Raw genomic sequence first — 17,874 nt, 5'->3', positions numbered from 1 at the left:
TTCTCGAGATATTTATTATCTAGAGCGCACTTAAAAAGTGGCTGCAAACTAGGCAGTTTTGGCTATATTTTTAGTTCAAGAGCAGGAATGTTCTTGTTTGAAATATCAGCTAAAAAGACCAAATTCCAACTATAAGATTGAGGTAGTCGATTCATGACATTTGCTTTGGGGCAACGCTGGATAAGCGATACGGAGAGCGATTTAGGTTTAGGTACCGTTGTAGCAATGGATGCTCGCACAGTGACACTAATGTTTGCAGCATCAGAAGAAAACCGTGTGTATGCACGTACGGATGCTCCCGTAACCCGAGTAACGTTTAATGTAGGCGATGTCATCGAATGCCAAGAAGGCTGGTCTCTATCTGTTGAAGAAGTTATCGAAGATAAAGGGCTACTAACCTATCTAGGTACACGCGAAGATACCCAAGAATCAGAAGTGGCTCTGCGTGAAATCTTCTTAAGCAATCAGATCCGATTTAACAAGCCACAAGACAAACTGTACGCAGGTCAAATCGATCGTATGGATAACTTTGTGCTGCGTTACCGCACGCTAAGTAACCAATATCAACAACACAAGAGCCCAATGCGTGGTTTGTGTGGTATGCGTGCTGGCCTAATTCCTCACCAGTTATACATTGCTCATGAAGTGGGTCGCCGTCATGCGCCACGTGTTTTACTCGCTGATGAAGTTGGCCTAGGTAAAACCATCGAAGCGGGTATGATTATCCACCAACAAGTGTTGTCTGGTCGTGCGGAGCGTATCCTGATTGTGGTTCCTGAAACTCTACAACACCAATGGTTAGTAGAGATGATGCGCCGTTTCAATCTTCATTTTTCTATCTTTGATGAAGAGCGTTGTATTGAAGCCTTTGCAGAGTCAGACAACCCATTTGATACGCAGCAATACGTTCTTTGTTCGTTAGATTTCCTACGTAAGAGCCGCAAGCGCTACGAGCAAGCACTTGAAGGCGAGTGGGATCTTTTGGTTGTCGATGAAGCGCACCACCTTGAGTGGAGCCAAGACAAGCCAAGCCGTGAATACCAAGTGGTAGAAGGCTTAGCTGAAAATACTCCTGGTGTACTTTTGCTGACAGCGACTCCAGAGCAACTGGGTCGTGAGAGCCACTTTGCACGTCTACGCCTATTGGACCCTGACCGCTTCTACGATTACGAAGCCTTCGTTGAAGAGGAAGATCAATACGCGCCGGTTGCTGATACTGTCACCGCACTATTCTCAGGCGTGAAGCTTGAAGACAGCGCTAAGAATCAGATTACTGAGCTGCTTTCTGAGCAAGATGTTGAGCCTCTATTCCGCGTTATCGAAGGCGATAGCAGCGAAGAGGAGCAAGCATTAGCTCGCCAAGAACTGATTGACAACCTTATGGATCGCCATGGTACAGGTCGTGTTTTATTCAGAAACACACGTGCCGCTATCAAAGGCTTCCCTAAGCGTAACGTAAACCTACTGCCGATGGACATTCCAACGCAGTACACCACGTCGATGCGTGTATCAGGCATGATCGGTGGCAAGATGGCACCAGAAGCTCGTGCGATGAAGATGCTTTATCCAGAAGAGATCTTCCAAGAGTTTGAAGGTGAAGACTCAAGCTGGTGGCAGTTCGACTCGCGTGTTAACTGGCTGATTGAAAAGATCCAAGACAAGCGTAGCGAAAAGATCCTGGTGATCGCATCGCGTGCAAGTACGGCTCTGCAACTAGAGCAGGCACTGCGCGAGCGTGAAGGTGTACGTGCAACTGTATTCCACGAAGGCATGTCGATTCTAGAGCGTGACAAAGCGGCGGCTTATTTTGCTCAAGAAGAGGGCGGTGCTCAGGTGCTTATCTGTAGTGAAATCGGCTCTGAAGGCCGTAACTTCCAGTTTGCTAACCAACTAGTGATGTTTGACCTTCCATTCAACCCTGACTTGCTCGAGCAGCGTATCGGTCGTCTGGATCGTATCGGTCAACAGCGTGATATCGATATTCATGTTCCTTATCTGAAAGGCACATCACAGGCGATCCTAGCGCGTTGGTTTGATGAAGGTCTGAATGCATTTGCGGAAACTTGCCCTACTGGTCGCACGGTTTACGACAAGTACTCAGATGTACTTATCGAAATGCTGGCTTCTGGCAACACAGAACAGCTTGATGAAGTGATCGAAGAGTCAGCTAAGCTAAACCAAAGCCTAAAAGCGGATCTAGAAAAAGGTCGCGATCGCCTACTAGAGATGCACTCAAACGGCGGCGACAAAGCACATGAAATAGCAGAGAAGATCGCATCGACCGATGGTGACACTAACCTAGTTACTTTTGCGTTGAGCTTGTTCGACACCATTGGTTTGAACCAAGACGACAAAGGTGAAAATGCGCTAGTCGTTACGCCATCTGAGCACATGATGGTACCAAGCTACCCAGGCCTACCTTATGAAGGTGCAACTATCACATTTGACCGTGATACCGCACTTTCTCGTGAAGACATGAACTTCATTAGCTGGGAACACCCAATGATTCAGGGTGGTATTGATTTACTACTTAGCGAAGGGGTGGGTACTTCTGCTGTATCACTACTTAAGAACAAAGCGCTACCGGTAGGCACTATCCTGCTTGAATTGGTTTACCTGGTGGATGCACAAGCTCCAAAACGCAGTGGTATTAGCCAGTTCTTACCTAAGACTCCGATTCGCTTGATGATGGATGGCCGTGGTAACGACCTATCTTCTCAGGTTGAATTTGATAGCTTTAACCGCCAGTTGAGCCCGGTGAGCCGTCATCTAGCAAGTAAGTTAGTTAACTCGGTACAAGGTGAAATTCACAAGCTAATCGAAGCGGGTGAGGCACAAGTTCTTCCTAAAGTTGAAGAAGTGCGTCAGCAAGCGCAAAGAGATATGCAGACAAACCTCAATGGTGAACTAGAGCGTCTACAAGCACTTAAAGCGGTGAACCCAAACATTCGTGATGAAGAGTTAGAAGTTATCGAAGCTCAAATCAATGAACTAACCGGTTACATCAGCAAAGCTCAGGTTCAATTAGATTCGCTACGCCTGATTGTGGTTTCTCATAACTAATATCAGCTAGTTAGTGAACAATAAATAAGGCCTTCATTATGAAGGCCTTATTTTTATCTCGAGTTTGTAAACGCCAGTGGTTGGTGGATTACATTAACCATTTCCACCAAACAAATACGGCTAAGAAACCAAATAAGTAAATTAGGCCAGCGACAGACAGCCATTTTAGTTTGCTGCCAATGGCTAGCGCTTCTGGAAGCTTAGCTTTGTTCACCAAAATGAAGTTAAGCAGAGCGAAGAATGGCGTTGTTGCAAAGGCAAGTACCATTGCAAAATCAAGCATTGGCATCAATGCAGCGCTAAAGAACATCACAATCGCGAGTGCTGCGATAGAGACAATGATGATCCAACCTTGCAGCATGCGTGGGCTCGATTCGTTGTTGAGCAACAGACGCTGTGATTCAGCAAGCACACGTGAGTAGCCATCGATAACCGTAATCGTGCTGCCAAAGATACAGAAGAAAGCGACGATCGCGATCAGTGGACGAGACCATTCGCCAATCGTCGATGCGTAAATACCAACTAACTGGTGAGTAAAGCCTACACCAGAGCGAGACAGTTCCACGCCTGAACCGTGAAGTACCAGCGCGCCTAAAGCGACAAATACTAAAGCAAGCAGTGCCGTACCAATGTAGCCGACGTTAAAGTCGAATAAGGCAGATTGAGCAGTGACTTCTTGTTTCTCTTTTTGGCTTTTTAGCCACATAGAGGTGATGCTTGAAATCTCAATAGGGGCAGGCATCCACCCCATGGTCACCACGATAAAGCCAATTGCTGCCAATGACCAAGGTGATGGTGGAACAAAAGCAGCATCCGGTTCGACAGGTGAGCCGATAGCAATGGCGACAGCGGCTAGAGTGGTGATCGTAAGGATCGCCATGATCGCTTTGGAAAGGGTGTCCAGAGCACGATAGTGTCCTGCAAATAAGATGATCAAGCAGGTCGCAAGTACGATCATACAAAGCGTACTGGTTGCTAGCTCAAAAGGAATGAAGTAGCTAAGCAAACTCGCACTAAACAGCAGTAGTGCGGCTGTGTTTACGACGGCTGAAATAGCACTTAGTATCGAAAAGATCACTAGGTAAGGGCGACCTAGGTTTGAGTAACCCTCAACCAAGCTTTGTCCTGTACCAAGCGTATATTGGATGCCGGCACGAAAGAATGGGTACTTGAATAGGTTTACTAAGATGATCAATGCAGCGAGCTGCCAACCATAGATAGCTCCGGCTTTGGTTGAGGCAACTAAGTGTGAACCGCCGACTGCAGCTGCAGCCATCATAATGCCCGGGCCAAGAGATTTAATTAAACTGGATAGGGGAGCTGAGGTTTTTGTTGTGGTTGCTTTAACCGTACTGTCCATCATTGTTCCTTTGATGTTGGCTTGTTATTTTCCGTTACTCTATCAATACCATGTTTTGTAAATGCGTCAACTTTTATGTACGAAAACATCAAAAATTGTATTTATTAATAAACAAATTAACTGTGAATTATTTGTTCACTAGTAAATAAGAGGCTTCAATGGCGCTAGAACAGTACACACCACCACGCGAACCTTGGATTGATATTGTTTATCAAGATGACGACATTCTGGTGGTGAATAAGCCTGCGGGCCTACTTTCAGTACCGGGCAGATTGCCAGAGCATTACGACAGCATGTGGAGTCGCTTGGGGGAGGAGTTTGCTGATATTCAAGTGGTGCACCGTTTGGATATGTCGACCTCAGGCTTGATGTTGCTGGCTAAGCACAAGCAGGCAGAACGTCACTTGAAGAAGCAGTTCCAATATCGCCTGACACACAAACTGTATTACGCACGCGTATGGGGAGCGGTTGAACAAAAAGCAGGATTGATCGATCTGCCACTCATCTGTGATTGGCCGAACCGCCCTCGGCAGAAAGTGTGTTTGGATGCTGGCAAACCTTCACAGACACGTTATGTGGTAGAGCAAACAGATACTCAAACCACCTTGTTGAAGCTACTGCCTATCACGGGACGATCTCATCAGTTGCGTGTGCATTGCATGGAAATAGGTAATCCAATTGTGGGCGACGAGTTTTACGCGACACCAGAAGCGTTTGAATACAGTGATAGGTTGGCTTTGCATGCGTGTGAGTTGAGCTTTTATCATCCAGCGAATAATCAGTTGTTCAAAGCCTTTGTTCCCTGTGACTTTTATCCTCAAGCATTTCCCCAAATCGAACGGCACTTTGAAATTGCGCCTGAGCTTCCAGACTACAGTAAGCTAAAAGCTTAGAATGGATGGATTCATAGGTTTAAGCAAGGAAGAAGAATGCCAACGTTGAAAGTTGTGTTTCTCGACAGAGCAACCATCCCATCTCAAATTCATTTAAAACCTCTGAGCTTTGAACATGAGTGGGTGGAGTATGACTTCACCACTCCTGAGCAAGTGTCTGAGCGAGTTGAAGAAGCTGATGTGGTGATCACTAACAAGGTGGTGCTCAATGAGTCGAACCTAGCTGGTACTAAAAAACTCAAGTTGATCGCGGTTTCGGCGACCGGAGTCAACAATGTCGATGTGGAATACTGCAAATCTAAAAACATTGCAGTGACAAACGTACAAGGTTATGCGACTCAATCGGTTCCTGAACATGTCATCGCAATGCTGTTTGCACTTAAACGAAACCTTGTTGGTTATCACAAAGACATTGAGGCGGGGGAGTGGCAAAAGGACAAGCAGTTCTGCTTCTTTACTCATCCGATTCAAGATGTGGCAGGCAGTACATTGGGTTTAATGGGCAGTGGCAGCTTAGGTCAAGCCACAGCAATGTTAGCCAAAGCGATTGGTATGAAGGTGATGTTTGCCGAGCGAAAAGGAGCAGAGTCTTGTCGAGAAGGGTATCGACCTTTTGATGCGGTATTGCAGCAAGCGGATGCGATCAGTCTACATTGCCCATTGACTGATGCGACCCAAAATCTGATTTCAGAGCGAGAGCTGACTATGATGAAATCGAGCGCGGTATTAATTAATGCCGGGCGCGGAGGTCTAGTAGATGAACAAGCCCTAGTTGAGGCTTTGAAAAAACATGAGATTGCAGGCGCAGGTATGGATGTGTTTACACAAGAGCCTGCCGACAACTCAAATCCACTATTGGCTAATAGCCACTTACCGAACTTATTACTCACTCCACATGTGGCGTGGGGCAGCGACAGCTCGATTCAAAAACTGTCTGATATCTTAATGGATAATATTGATGGCTTTATTGCGGGTCGCCCGCAAAACATAGTGAATTGACTCTAAAGCTATGTAGCATGAATTAAAACAAAAAAGGTTGACCTGTAGGCCAACCTTTTTAGATTGTGTGTCGATTAAATGACTTAACCTTGCGGTTTAACCACCAATACATTGATTGGTGAGTTCTGTACTACTTTGCTTGCAACCGAGCCAAGTACCACTTTGTCGATTTTCGAACGCTTATGGCTAGGCATCACGATAAGGTCGGCGCCAAGCTTTTCTGCGTAATCAAGAATCGTCGCGTAGGTTTTACCCTCAGCAACATGAACTTTGTAAACTACTTCATCGTCGATGTGTTTGTCGGCAAACTCTTTCAGCTGATTTTTAACATCCAGCTTCATTTGGTTCGCTGCATCTTTCGGGAAGTAAGACGCCACCATCGACATGTGAATGCCTGGTAGTACGTTCAGAATGTGGATTTCAGCATTGCTGTGTTTTGCGTGCCATACCGCCAGTTCGACTGCCTTATCAGAAAAGCCTTTGTCATTAAGATCAACAGGAACAAGGATTTGTTTATACATGTATTCGTCTCTTTTTAATCAGCGCTAAGCTTTCACTTAGCACTGTAATTATCCTTTCCATGTAATAAAGCCAAATAGCGCTAAGCACTACTCAGCCTTATCCATTACGCGCTAATCTCATCCTTACGAGCACGTCTTCTTTGGTTCATCGCTAAACCAATCAAAATGATCAGAGCTGGTAAGAATACCCACTCTTTCATTGGTCGATCTGCATCTTGGATAACGGATTTAATTTCCCAATCGAAATCAATACCAGCCGCTTCTGCTGGGCTACCGAACTCAACCATATCAACAATCATCTTGCCTTCTGATTCAGTCAGCATTAGACCCATAGAGGCAATACGATCTTCACTTGAGGTCGCAGAATCTTCAAACGGTAGGCGAACTGTCTTTTCAGAATAGTCACCTTCTAAGTTTTCGCCACCCACTCTAAGTTCAAGTGATTGTCCCACATCTAGGTTTTCTGTGATTTGAGCAATCTCAACTCCAGGCGAAAGAACTTTCTCTGGGTAAATCATGTCCCACCAGAAGCCAGGGCGGAAGAAAGTGAAGGTTAATGCAATAAGCAGCACCGTTTCCCACCACTTGTTCTTAGTGAACCACCAACCTTGTGTTGCAGCTGCGAAGATAAGTACCGCAGTCACAGATGAGAAGATAGTCAGTGCTAAGTGCCACCAAGAATCAATGCCCATCAGTAGTAGTTGAGTATTGAAGATGAACATGAAAGGTAGAATTGCGGTACGGATATCGTAGGTGAAGCCTTGGATACCAGTACGAATCGGATCTGATTTCGCAATTGCCGCTGCTGCAAACGCCGCGAGACCTACTGGAGGTGTATCATCCGCAAGAATACCGAAATAGAACACGAATAAGTGCACCGCAATCAGTGGAATGATCAAACCGTGCGCTGCGCCCAGAGTAACGATTACCGGAGCCATCAGCGTTGATACAACGATGTAGTTTGCTGTGGTTGGCAAGCCCATGCCCAGGATCAAGCTGATTACCGCAGTGAAGAGCAGCATAAGGATGATGCTACCGCCTGAGATAAACTCAACGAAGTCAGTCATTACAAGACCGATACCCGTTAGCGTCACCACACCTACAACAGTACCAGCAGCTGCTGTCGCCACACCGATACCGATCATGTTACGCGCGCCTGAAACTAAGCTCTCTGCTAGGTCAACGAAACCAGCTTTGGTTTGCTCTGCAAGATCGTCTGATTTGTTCATCAGAGTCATCAAAGGACGCTGGGTGATCAAGATGAAGATCATGAACACTGTTGCCCAGAAGGCAGATAAACCAGGTGAGAAACGTTCAACCGTCAGACACCAAACTAGCACTACGATAGGCAGTAGGAAGTGTAAACCTGATTTAATCGTTGGGCCTGGATCTGGAACTTCCTTTAGATCCGCATCGATCTCCATGCCGCCTTCAGCTGCGTATTTTGCTGATACGCGAACCAGAGCAACATAAGCGATTAATAGCGCCACAGTAACGATTGGTGTTGCTGCTTCGCCAAATACATCTTTCGTCCAACCGACACCGTAGTAAACCGCGGCACTGATAACGCATAGACCTAAAATGGTCCCAGTGAAAGAGAGTAGGCTTTGTACAATAGTTGGTGTGTGACGACGAGGTAGGCCAGTCATGCCTGCTTTACATGCTTCTAGGTGAACAATGTAAATCAGAGCGACGTAAGAGATCAGAGCTGGCAGTAGCGCCGCCTTGATAACTTCCACATACGAAATACCCACATATTCCACCATCAGGAATGCGGCAGCACCCATGATAGGCGGTGTAAGCTGACCATTGGTTGAAGCCGCAACTTCTACCGCGCCTGCTTTTGTACCAGGGAAACCAACACGCTTCATCAGTGGAATGGTGAAGGTACCAGTGGTTACTACGTTAGCAATCGAAGAGCCAGAAACCAGGCCAGATAAGCCAGAAGCCACAACGGCTGCTTTTGCAGGGCCGCCTTTCATGTGACCAAGCAGTGAGAATGCGACCTTGATGAAGTAAGCACCTGCGCCCGCACGTTCAAGCATTGCACCAAACAGTACAAACAAGAATACGAATGACGTTGAAACGCCCAGTGCTACACCGAATACACCCTCAGTTGTTAGCCACAAGTGAGACATTGCCTTGTTCAGGCTCGCACCTTTGTGGGCGATAACGTCTGGCATGTGTGGTCCACCAAAGGTGTAAAGTAGGAATACTGCTGCCACAACCATAAGAGGTGGACCTAAAGCGCGTCGTGTTGCCTCAAGCAGTAGAATCATACCGAAGACGGCTGCAACAATATCGAATGTTGTTGGAGCACCAGAACGGCCAGCAAGTTCGGTGTAGAAAATGTAAATATAAGAAGCTGAAAAACTACCAACAAGCGCTAATACCCAGTCGACTGCCGGGATATGGTCCCGCGGCGAGTTCTTCATAGCTGGATAAGCGGTAAATGCTAGGAAAATAGCAAAGGTAAGGTGAATTGCTCGAGCTTCAGTATCGTTTAAAATTCCGAAGTTAAAAATGAACGGCAGCGGAGATGCATACCAAAGTTGGAACAGTGACCAACATAGAGGCACAAACCATAAAATACGGCCTTGGATACCGCGAGGGCTACGCGCACCAGTGTCTGATTGTGCCACCATTTCTTGCACATCTGGAGACGGTGATGTTGTCTGCGTCATGTACTTTATCCTTATTATTGATGGTCTGCCTTTATTACGAACAACGAGACGTTATTTCTTTCCTATCTAGTGTAGTGAATGGATAGGGAAATGCGTTTTTTGTTCGTCTTTGTCTTAGGCTTGATACGAAGGTAAGTTCGCCAAATTGGAGAAACTTAAAGGTTTGCTCTTTTCACTTAAGTTATTTTTATAAAACGTAAAAAGCCAATAAGGAGGACCAGCCTCCTTATTGGTGTAGTAGGCTTAAAGTAGAATTACTTTAGAAGGCCCACTTCTTTGTAATATTTTTCTGCACCTGGGTGAAGAGGGATAGAGATACCCGCTTTAACCATGTCTTCTTTTTTCAGGTTAGCAAATGCTGGGTGTAGGCGTTTGAAAGTGTCAAAGTTTTCAAATACTGCCTTAGCAACGTTGTATGCAACTTCATCAGAAACGTCTGAAGTGGTTACCATAGTTGCTGCAACACCGAAGCTGTTTACGTCAGCGTCTGTACCACGGTACATACCAGCAGGAACTGTGCTGTATGCGTAGTATGGGTTTTCAGCTACGATCTTGTCGATCTGTGGACCTGTTGCTGAAACCAGTTTTGCGTCACAAGATGTTGTTGCTTCTTTGATTGATCCGTTCGGGTGACCAACCATGTAGATGAATGCGTCAATCTTGTTGTCACAAAGCGCTTGTGAACGCTCAGAACCTTTAAGTTCAGAAGCAAGCTTGAAGCTGTCGTTAGTCCAACCCATCGCGTCCATTACAACACCCATAGTTGCACGGTCACCAGAGCCCGGGTTACCAATGTTTACACGCTTACCAGCTAGGTCTGCAACATTGTTAATACCAGCATCGGTACGAGCGATGATGTTGAACGGTTCTGTGTGTAGAGAGAACATAGCGCGTAGTTTTTTGTACTCGCCCTGATCTTTGAACTTACTTGTACCGTTGTAGCCATGGTACTGCCAGTCAGACTGAACAACACCGAAATCTAGTTCACCAGCACGGATGGTGTTAACGTTGTAGATTGAACCACCAGTAGACTCTACAGAACAACGAATGTTGTGGTCTTTGCGGCCCTTGTTCACTAGCTTACAAATCGCACCACCAGTTGGGTAGTAAACACCTGTTACTGAACCAGTACCAATTGTGATGAACTCTTGAGCGTTAACAGCGCCAGCGCCCATTACAGCAGCTGCAATAGCACCAACTTTGATAAGTTTGGTAAATGCCATGAATTTCCCTTCCTTTATTCATTATTAACCCAAAAACAAGTGTAGTTGTTTCTGGAGTTTCCTATTTGGAAACGGCACCTTTTTCAATCCATGTGATGAAAAAGTGTCTGAATAATATCAAAAATTGGCAGAAAATTACTCGAATGTTAAAAGATATAGCTAAAAAATCTAACAAATGATGCCTAGATCTTGTGTTTAATTTGCTACTGACTTTTTTAAAATCAACGGTTTAGTGTTGCTGGGTAGAGAGGAGGGGAGATATTCTAGGATGTGATTTGGATCACGAAGTCAATAGATGTTCGCGATCCATTTATATGGCTGATAATTATGAAACTATGAGCAATTATCCAGCGTATTCAAACAGTTCACAGACTGAGTCAAATAGCTGTTTAGTCGTCACTGAAAGGGTTGGGGTGATAAAGATAGTGTCATCACCTGCGACTACGCCCAGTATGCCTTCTGACTTACCTAGTGAGTCTAGCAAGCGAGCAATCAGTTGAGCAGCGCCAGGGCCTGTGTGTATCACAACTAATGCATTGTTGTGGTCAATATCTAAGACAAGTTCTCTCAAAGAACTTGAAACTGTAGGAACACCCAGTTCAGCAGGAAGACAGTAAACCATCTCCATTTTAGCGTTACGAGTTCGAACCGCGCCAAACTTGGTTAACATACGCGAGACTTTAGACTGGTTGATGCTTTCAAAGCCTTCATGCTTAAGGGCATCAACAATTTCGCCTTGTGAACCAAAACGTTCTTCTTTTAGCAGCGCTTTAAAAGCACGAACCAAGTTGTCTTGTTTTTCTGTATTGCGCATATGTCATTCTTATTCATTAACAAAGATGTTTGCATATTCTCGCATACATATTCAATTTTAGCCAAAACAACCCGGTAATTTGTTAGTCATATCACTGTAAATATTTAATAGAATAATGTGTTATTTGCGACGACTTATTTTGTTATTTCAGTCGATTATCGCCATAATGCCAGCTTGCTGTGTAGCACGGTTTTACTGACTTGCGCGAAGTCGCAAAGCTGGCGTTAATTGATTGTAATCACTTTGTGATTAATATAGTTTTTTAACTTTAATTTAGCTCAAGAATTACCCTACCAAGAATTTATAAGAGAAAGCTCTCAAGGAGAATAACAATGAAAGTAGCTGTTATTGGTGCCGCTGGTGGCATCGGTCAAGCCCTAGCCCTACTACTTAAGAATCGCCTACCTGCTGGTTCAGATCTTGCACTTTACGACATCGCACCGGTAACTCCGGGTGTTGCTGCCGATCTTAGCCACATCCCAACACCTGTTTCGATCAAAGGTTACGCGGGTGAAGATCCAACACCTGCACTAGAAGGTGCGGATGTTGTACTTATCTCTGCGGGCGTTGCTCGTAAGCCTGGTATGGATCGTGCGGATCTTTTCAATGTGAACGCTGGCATTGTTAAGTCTCTTGCAGAGAAAATTGCGGTTGTATGCCCAAAAGCTTGTGTTGGTATCATTACTAACCCTGTAAACACGACTGTGCCAATCGCTGCTGAAGTTCTTAAGAAAGCGGGCGTTTACGACAAGCGTCGTCTATTCGGTGTTACTACTCTGGATGTAATTCGTTCTGAAACTTTTGTTGCTGAGCTAAAAGACAAAGATCCAGGCGACATTCGCGTTCCTGTTATCGGTGGTCACTCTGGTGTGACTATTCTTCCTCTTCTTTCTCAAGTTGAAGGCGTAGAGTTCACTGACGAAGAAATCGCAGCATTAACGACTCGTATCCAAAATGCAGGTACTGAAGTTGTAGAAGCTAAAGCGGGCGGCGGTAGTGCAACACTATCTATGGGCCAAGCAGCTTGTCGTTTCGGTCTTGCTCTAGTGAAAGCTCTACAAGGTGAAGAGAACGTCATCGAGTGTGCATACGTTGAAGGTGAAGGCGAGCACGCACCATTCTTTGCTCAACCAGTTAAGCTAGGTAAAGAGGGCGCAGAAGCTATCCTTAGCTACGGTGAATTGAGCGAGTTCGAACGTAATGCTTTAGACAGTATGCTTGAAACGCTAAATGGCGATATCGAGATTGGTGTTGAATTCGCTAAGTAAGCGAGACGCTATTTAATTCAGCCTAAAGCTAATTAATAAAAGCCGACCTTATAGGTCGGCTTTTTTGATCCTAGAGTTCAAGCTACTCGTATTCGCTTTTAACAATAAGTTGAAGGGAAATGTTATGGCTACTGTTCAGAAAGGTATGAATGTCGAATATTTGGGGCACTTAGGAAAAGTATTGGTAATTGATGAGCAAGAGCAGTATGCCTTAGTAGAGACTTACAATGGGCATGAGCAATATGCAGTGCCAATGGAAGAGCTTGAAGAAATTGAAGCTCAACTGCCACTATCATTGGAAGCTAGTCGATATTGAACTTAGTTCCTTCACAAATATTTGTTCAAAACTAAAAAAAGAGCCCAGAGGCTCTTTTTTGTTATTTATATAGAAGCTTGTCTATTAACCTGCTTACTTGCTGCGTTTAACAGCTAAGTGTGCGAGAGTGGTTAGCGCTTGTTTATATTCAGAGTCAGGAAGTACAGAAAGCTCAGCGATGGCTTTATCGGCCTCTTCGTAGGCTTTATTTGTTGTGTACTCTAAAGAGCCTGTCTCTTTCATCACTGCCATAATGTCGTCGAGACGTTCCATACCGTTGGCTTTTTCAATCGCTTCACGAATCATGCTTGCTTGCTCAGGAGAGCCATTGTGCATTGCATATAGAAGAGGCAAGGTTGGTTTACCTTCTGCTAGGTCATCACCAACGTTCTTACCCATCTCTTTACCATCTGCGGTGTAATCCATCACATCATCAATAAGCTGGAATGCAGTGCCTAGGTATTTACCATAGTTTTGCATTGCCGTTTCGATCTCTGGTGATGATTCCGTCAGAATCGCGCCAATTTGAGTCGCAGCTTCAAACAGGCGAGCAGTCTTAGAATAGATAACCTGCATGTAGCTTTCTTCAGTGGTGTCTGGGTTGTTGCAGTTCATTAATTGTTGAACTTCACCCTCAGCAATCACGTTTACCGCTTCACTCATTAGCTCGAGGATCTTTAAAGATCCTAGCGTCGTCATCATTTGGAATGAGCGTGTGTAAATAAAGTCACCCACCAAAACACTGGCAGCATTACCAAAGGCTGCGTTGGCGGTTGCCTTACCACGTCTCATGTCTGATTCGTCGACAACATCGTCATGAAGCAGAGTCGCGGTATGAATAAACTCAATAAAGGCTGCAGAGGTAATATGTGCTTCGCCTTGGTAACCAAGAGCACGAGCAGATAAAAGAGCAAGCAAAGGGCGTAGGCGTTTGCCGCCGCCGCTAACGATATAAAAACCAAGCTGGTTGATTAAACTTACGTCAGAATTAAGTTGGGCTTGAATTGTTTCATTCACTTTTGCCATATCATTGGCAGTAAGCGTTTGGATAGCTTTAAAATCCATTGTTCATCCGGCTGAAGTTAGACCCTGTAAGGTTTATACGTTGTATTAATTGTTGAATAATACACTAAAAAACGTTGATTAATACATCGCTTAAGGGCATGATTGCCGCACTTTTCTTTGGCGAACAGGTTTTCGCCAATTTTTTAAAAATATGGCTTGTCATAGCGCCATGATTCCCGTAGAATCTGCGCCCTATTGATTAGTTTAGCGCACACCCGAGTTGTACAAATAACAACCATAGGCTGTGCGGAAAAAGCGGAGTAAAATATGTACGCTGTTTTCCAATCTGGTGGCAAACAACACCGAGTAAGCGAAGGTCAAACACTTCGTTTAGAGAAATTAGACGTTGAAACTGGTGCAACTGTAGAATTTGATAAAGTTCTTCTTGTTGCTAACGGCGAAGAAATCGCTGTTGGTGCACCTCTTGTTGAAGGTGGTAAGGTTACTGCGGAAGTAGTACAACACGGTCGTGGCGATAAAGTAAAAATCGTTAAGTTCCGTCGTCGTAAGCACTCTCGTAAGCAAGCTGGTCACCGTCAGTGGTTCACAGAAGTGAAAATCACTGGCATTAACGCTTAAGTATTAGGAGAGTTTAACAATGGCACATAAAAAAGCTGGCGGTTCTACTAATAACGGCCGCGATTCAGAAAGCAAACGTCTTGGTGTTAAGCGTTTCGGTGGCGAATCTGTTCTTGCAGGTAACATCATCGTACGTCAACGTGGTACTAAGTTCCACGCTGGCACAAACGTTGGCATCGGTAAAGACCACACTCTTTTCGCTCTTACTGAAGGTAAAGTGAAATTTGCTGTTAAAGGTCCTAAAAACCGTAAGTTCGTAAGCATTGAAGCTGAGTAATTTAATCTTTAATTAGATTTTATTATAGCTTTCAAGCTGAATTCAAAAGCCCTGCCGATTCGGCAGGGTTTTTTATTTATAACGAGAATAAAAAAGTAGACGCTCTTGTTTAAACTTTAACAAGTTTCAAGCAAAGAACCTCTCCTTATTTGTTCCTTGGTTGCAGGTCGGCCTAGATCTTAGGTGATCGATCTAAACTCGGATCTGCTAGAATTTATATCACTCCTTGATGAGTGGTAACGCAACGTAAGTGCGGAGTTAAAAAATGAAATTCGTTGATGAAGCGGTAGTAAAAATAGAAGCCGGTGATGGCGGTAATGGTACAGTGAGCTTTTGGCGCGAGAAATTCGTCGCTAAAGGTGGCCCTGACGGTGGTGATGGCGGTGATGGCGGTGATGTTTACATCCAAGCCGATGAAAACCTAAATACATTGATCGATTACCGTTTCCAACGCTTTTACAACGCAGAGCGTGGTGAGAACGGTCGCGGCGGTAACTGTACTGGTAAACGTGGTAAAGACATCACGTTGAAAGTGCCTGTAGGTACTCGCGCTGTTGATATCCATACTAATGAAATCGTTGCCGAAGTTGCTGAGCACGGCAAGAAGGTAATGGTTGGTAAAGGCGGCTGGCACGGTCTTGGTAACACGCGTTTCAAATCGTCTGTTAACCGCGCTCCTCGTCAAAAGACAATGGGTACTAAAGGTGAAGTTCGTGAACTGCGTTTAGAACTTCTTCTATTAGCTGACGTTGGTATGCTTGGCTTACCAAATGCAGGTAAATCGACCTTTATCCGCTCTGTTTCTGCAGCGAAACCAAAAGTAGCTGACTACCCGTTCACAACCTTGATCCCAAGCTTGGGCGTGGTGAGTGTGGTACCTGAGAAGAGCTTTGTAGTTGCCGATATCCCAGGCCTGATCGAAGGTGCTGCTGACGGCGCTGGTCTTGGTATTCGCTTCCTGAAACACCTTGAGCGTTGTCGTGTTCTTCTACACATGATCGATATCATGCCGATCGACGGTTCTGATCCTATTCAGAATGCACTAACGATCATTGATGAACTTGAGCAGTACAGTGAAAAAGTGGCACAAAAACCTCGTTGGTTAGTATTCAACAAAGTTGACCTAATGCCAGAAGAAGAAGCAGACGAAAAGATTCAAGAAATCATCGATGCTTTAGGTTGGGAAGACGAGTACTTCAAGATCTCTGCAGTCAATAAGCTAGGCACTAAAGAGCTTTGCTTCAAACTTGGTGAGTTCATGGAGAACCTACCACGTGAAGTGGAAGAAGTTGCCGAAGAAGAAAAAGTCGACTTTATGTGGGATGACTACCATAAAGATGCGATGAGCGGCAAAAATGTCGTTACTGAAGATGATGACGAATGGGATGATTGGGACGACGAAGAAGATGACGGTCATGTTATCTACGTTCGTGACTAATTGAGCCAATTAGATAAAAACCGCAATTAATATTGCGGTTTTTTTGTATCTAAATCATGAACAGAGTTTTATTGTTAAGGCAAAATTTACCTCTTAAGTATTAACGCCAATGGGAAGGAAATCATGGCATCAAAACAAAGAGCGATCTCAAGGCTCGTCGCTCAGTCAGGGCAAATGTTATTAGCGCACGGCGCGGAAAGCACTTTAGTTGGCGATATTATGCGTCGTATTGGTATTGCTTGTGGAGTCGATGAGGTCGAAGTTGCGCTGTCTGCCAATGCACTTGTTGTGACGACAGTAATGAATGATCATTGTATTACGACCACTCGAAGCTGCGCAGATCGTGGTATCAACATGCAAGTGATCACCGATATTCAGCGAGTGTGTATCATGATGGAGAAAGGGATCCTCGACTATGGACTGGCGTATCAAAAGATCCAAAATATCAGTCCTGAGCGCTACAACCGCTGGTTAGTGGTCGTAATGATTGGCCTATCTTGCGCTTCTTTTAGTCGGCTTGCCGGCGGTGATTGGCAGGTGTTCATGATGACCTTTATTGCTTCTGCCTGTGGCATGATCGTCAGGCAAGAGATTGGTCATCGCCACTTTAACCCACTGTTAAACTTTGCAATCACAGCTTTTGTCACCACGACTATCTCTGCTCAAGCCGTCCTCTACAATATTGGTGGTCAGCCAACCATCGTAATGGCTTCATCGGTATTGATGCTCGTGCCTGGATTCCCACTGATTAATTCTGTTGCAGACATGCTAAAAGGTCACATCAATATGGGGTTGGCTCGCTTTACCATGGCAAGCTTACTTACTTTGGCGACTAGTTTAGGGATTGTTGCTGCGATGAGCCTATCTGGTGTTTGGGGGTGGGCGAGCTAATGAGTATTTTCGAACTGTTTTTAGGCTTACTCAACGATATGTTTTTCGCAGCGATTCCGGCTGTCGGGTTCGCATTGGTGTTTAACGTTCCGCAACGCGCTTTGATTTATTGCGCACTCGGCGGCTCTATCGGTCACGGCAGCCGTTATTTAATGATGCACTTTGGGATTCCAATTGAATGGGCAACCTTCTTCGCCGCAACAGTGGTTGGCCTTATAGGTGTGCATTGGTCGCATAAGCTGTTGGCGCATCCCAAGGTATTTACAGTCGCGGCTCTGATTCCTATGGTGCCGGGTGTATTTGCTTTCAAGGCAATGATTGCCATGGTTGAGATTAATAGGGCAGGGTATAGCCCCGAACTGCTAGCGATGTTGATGGAGAATTTTTTGAAATCGATGTTCATTATCGCAGGGCTGGCGGTTGGCTTAGCTGTACCAGGGCTGTTATTCTACCGACGCAGACCTATCGTCTAGCATCCATTTT

Annotated in this window: 16 protein-coding genes; 10 read left to right on the top strand and 6 right to left on the bottom strand. The window is 45.0% G+C overall.

The features are described from left to right. Positions 1 to 153 precede the first annotated feature (153 nt). Positions 154 to 3,063, top strand: coding sequence for an RNA polymerase-associated protein RapA (gene rapA / locus F0251_RS09835; protein ID WP_171730889.1), 2,910 nt, complete (start codon positions 154 to 156; stop codon positions 3,061 to 3,063). A gap of 88 nt (positions 3,064 to 3,151) precedes the next feature. Here rapA and F0251_RS09830 read toward each other — a convergent pair whose 3' ends face one another. Next, a complete protein-coding gene (locus F0251_RS09830; protein WP_019826937.1) occupies positions 3,152 to 4,423 on the bottom strand; it encodes an NRAMP family divalent metal transporter in 1,272 nt (423 codons plus the stop codon). 158 nt (positions 4,424 to 4,581) lie between these two features. Between F0251_RS09830 and F0251_RS09825 the strand changes: the two genes are divergently transcribed. After that, positions 4,582 to 5,316, top strand: coding sequence for a pseudouridine synthase (locus F0251_RS09825; RefSeq protein WP_019826934.1), 735 nt, complete (start codon positions 4,582 to 4,584; stop codon positions 5,314 to 5,316). A gap of 36 nt (positions 5,317 to 5,352) precedes the next feature. Further along, on the top strand, positions 5,353 to 6,315 hold the full coding sequence (locus F0251_RS09820) for a D-2-hydroxyacid dehydrogenase (protein WP_019826932.1): 963 nt from the start codon (positions 5,353 to 5,355) through the stop codon (positions 6,313 to 6,315). Positions 6,316 to 6,398: 83 nt separating this feature from the next. On the opposite strand, the gene F0251_RS09815 is transcribed toward F0251_RS09820, so the two are convergent. From F0251_RS09815 to argR, 4 genes are all read right to left on the bottom strand, one after another. Beyond that, positions 6,399 to 6,836: a universal stress protein gene (locus F0251_RS09815; protein WP_004740830.1), complete on the bottom strand. Its 438-nt coding sequence runs from the start codon at positions 6,834 to 6,836 to the stop codon at positions 6,399 to 6,401. A gap of 104 nt (positions 6,837 to 6,940) precedes the next feature. Continuing rightward, positions 6,941 to 9,520 carry a TRAP transporter permease gene (locus F0251_RS09810; RefSeq protein WP_019826930.1) on the bottom strand — a complete coding sequence of 860 codons (2,580 nt, stop codon included), beginning with the start codon at positions 9,518 to 9,520 and terminating at the stop codon, positions 6,941 to 6,943. A gap of 254 nt (positions 9,521 to 9,774) precedes the next feature. Then, the gene (locus F0251_RS09805) at positions 9,775 to 10,743 is read right to left on the bottom strand and encodes a TAXI family TRAP transporter solute-binding subunit (protein ID WP_008220541.1); all 969 of its coding nucleotides are present in this window, start codon (positions 10,741 to 10,743) and stop codon (positions 9,775 to 9,777) included. Positions 10,744 to 11,086: 343 nt separating this feature from the next. Further along, positions 11,087 to 11,557, bottom strand: coding sequence for a transcriptional regulator ArgR (argR, locus tag F0251_RS09800; RefSeq protein ID WP_004740827.1), 471 nt, complete (start codon positions 11,555 to 11,557; stop codon positions 11,087 to 11,089). Between the two features lie 332 nt (positions 11,558 to 11,889). Here argR and mdh point away from each other — a divergent pair, with 332 nt between their 5' ends. Together mdh and F0251_RS09790 are read left to right on the top strand one after the other, a co-directional pair. After that, a complete protein-coding gene (mdh, locus tag F0251_RS09795; protein WP_171730888.1) occupies positions 11,890 to 12,825 on the top strand; it encodes a malate dehydrogenase in 936 nt (311 codons plus the stop codon). A gap of 124 nt (positions 12,826 to 12,949) precedes the next feature. Beyond that, complete coding sequence (locus F0251_RS09790; RefSeq protein WP_017061375.1) at positions 12,950 to 13,141, top strand: hypothetical protein; 192 nt, start codon at positions 12,950 to 12,952, stop codon at positions 13,139 to 13,141. A 93-nt stretch (positions 13,142 to 13,234) separates the two neighbouring features. Here the strand turns inward: F0251_RS09790 and ispB are convergent, their stop codons facing one another. Further along, entirely contained in the window at positions 13,235 to 14,206 is a 972-nt protein-coding gene (gene ispB, locus F0251_RS09785) for an octaprenyl diphosphate synthase (RefSeq protein WP_017061376.1), read from the bottom strand. 267 nt (positions 14,207 to 14,473) lie between these two features. Between ispB and rplU the strand changes: the two genes are divergently transcribed. The 5 genes from rplU (at position 14,474) to F0251_RS09760 (ending at position 17,864) form a co-directional block, all read left to right on the top strand. Beyond that, positions 14,474 to 14,785, top strand: a complete 312-nt coding sequence (rplU, locus tag F0251_RS09780) for a 50S ribosomal protein L21 (protein WP_004740823.1) — start codon at positions 14,474 to 14,476, stop codon at positions 14,783 to 14,785. A 19-nt stretch (positions 14,786 to 14,804) separates the two neighbouring features. Then, on the top strand, positions 14,805 to 15,062 hold the full coding sequence (rpmA, locus tag F0251_RS09775) for a 50S ribosomal protein L27 (protein WP_004735905.1): 258 nt from the start codon (positions 14,805 to 14,807) through the stop codon (positions 15,060 to 15,062). 265 nt (positions 15,063 to 15,327) lie between these two features. After that, entirely contained in the window at positions 15,328 to 16,500 is a 1,173-nt protein-coding gene (gene cgtA / locus F0251_RS09770; RefSeq protein ID WP_171730887.1) for an Obg family GTPase CgtA, read from the top strand. A 123-nt stretch (positions 16,501 to 16,623) separates the two neighbouring features. After that, a complete protein-coding gene (locus F0251_RS09765) occupies positions 16,624 to 17,391 on the top strand; it encodes a threonine/serine exporter ThrE family protein (protein WP_171730886.1) in 768 nt (255 codons plus the stop codon). Beyond that, the gene (locus F0251_RS09760; RefSeq protein ID WP_171730885.1) at positions 17,391 to 17,864 is read left to right on the top strand and encodes a threonine/serine exporter family protein; all 474 of its coding nucleotides are present in this window, start codon (positions 17,391 to 17,393) and stop codon (positions 17,862 to 17,864) included. Before F0251_RS09765 ends, F0251_RS09760 begins: the two co-directional genes overlap by 1 nt. The last annotated feature ends 10 nt before the right edge of the window (positions 17,865 to 17,874 follow it).

Origin of the sequence: Vibrio sp. 070316B (genome assembly GCF_013114115.1) — a bacterium.
In the GTDB taxonomy this organism is placed as follows: Bacteria; Pseudomonadota; Gammaproteobacteria; order Enterobacterales; family Vibrionaceae; genus Vibrio; species Vibrio chagasii_B.
The sequence above is the reverse complement of the archived record's forward strand: the minus strand, read 5'-3'. Positions and strand labels throughout refer to the sequence as shown.

Bases quoted from the DNA above. Each gene is read 5' to 3' on its own strand.
- F0251_RS09830 (WP_019826937.1), bottom strand. From the start codon at position 4,423: ATGGACAGTACGGTTAAAGCAACCACAACAAAAACCTCAGCTCCCCTA.
- rplU (WP_004740823.1), top strand. From the start codon at position 14,474: ATGTACGCTGTTTTCCAATCTGGTGGCAAACAACACCGAGTAAGCGAA.
- ispB (WP_017061376.1), bottom strand. From the start codon at position 14,206: ATGGATTTTAAAGCTATCCAAACGCTTACTGCCAATGATATGGCAAAA.
- argR (WP_004740827.1), bottom strand. From the start codon at position 11,557: ATGCGCAATACAGAAAAACAAGACAACTTGGTTCGTGCTTTTAAAGCG.
- F0251_RS09790 (WP_017061375.1), top strand. From the start codon at position 12,950: ATGGCTACTGTTCAGAAAGGTATGAATGTCGAATATTTGGGGCACTTA.
- F0251_RS09760 (WP_171730885.1), top strand. From the start codon at position 17,391: ATGAGTATTTTCGAACTGTTTTTAGGCTTACTCAACGATATGTTTTTC.
- rpmA (WP_004735905.1), top strand. From the start codon at position 14,805: ATGGCACATAAAAAAGCTGGCGGTTCTACTAATAACGGCCGCGATTCA.
- F0251_RS09765 (WP_171730886.1), top strand. From the start codon at position 16,624: ATGGCATCAAAACAAAGAGCGATCTCAAGGCTCGTCGCTCAGTCAGGG.
- F0251_RS09815 (WP_004740830.1), bottom strand. From the start codon at position 6,836: ATGTATAAACAAATCCTTGTTCCTGTTGATCTTAATGACAAAGGCTTT.
- F0251_RS09825 (WP_019826934.1), top strand. From the start codon at position 4,582: ATGGCGCTAGAACAGTACACACCACCACGCGAACCTTGGATTGATATT.
- mdh (WP_171730888.1), top strand. From the start codon at position 11,890: ATGAAAGTAGCTGTTATTGGTGCCGCTGGTGGCATCGGTCAAGCCCTA.
- F0251_RS09805 (WP_008220541.1), bottom strand. From the start codon at position 10,743: ATGGCATTTACCAAACTTATCAAAGTTGGTGCTATTGCAGCTGCTGTA.
- F0251_RS09810 (WP_019826930.1), bottom strand. From the start codon at position 9,520: ATGACGCAGACAACATCACCGTCTCCAGATGTGCAAGAAATGGTGGCA.
- F0251_RS09820 (WP_019826932.1), top strand. From the start codon at position 5,353: ATGCCAACGTTGAAAGTTGTGTTTCTCGACAGAGCAACCATCCCATCT.
- rapA (WP_171730889.1), top strand. From the start codon at position 154: ATGACATTTGCTTTGGGGCAACGCTGGATAAGCGATACGGAGAGCGAT.
- cgtA (WP_171730887.1), top strand. From the start codon at position 15,328: ATGAAATTCGTTGATGAAGCGGTAGTAAAAATAGAAGCCGGTGATGGC.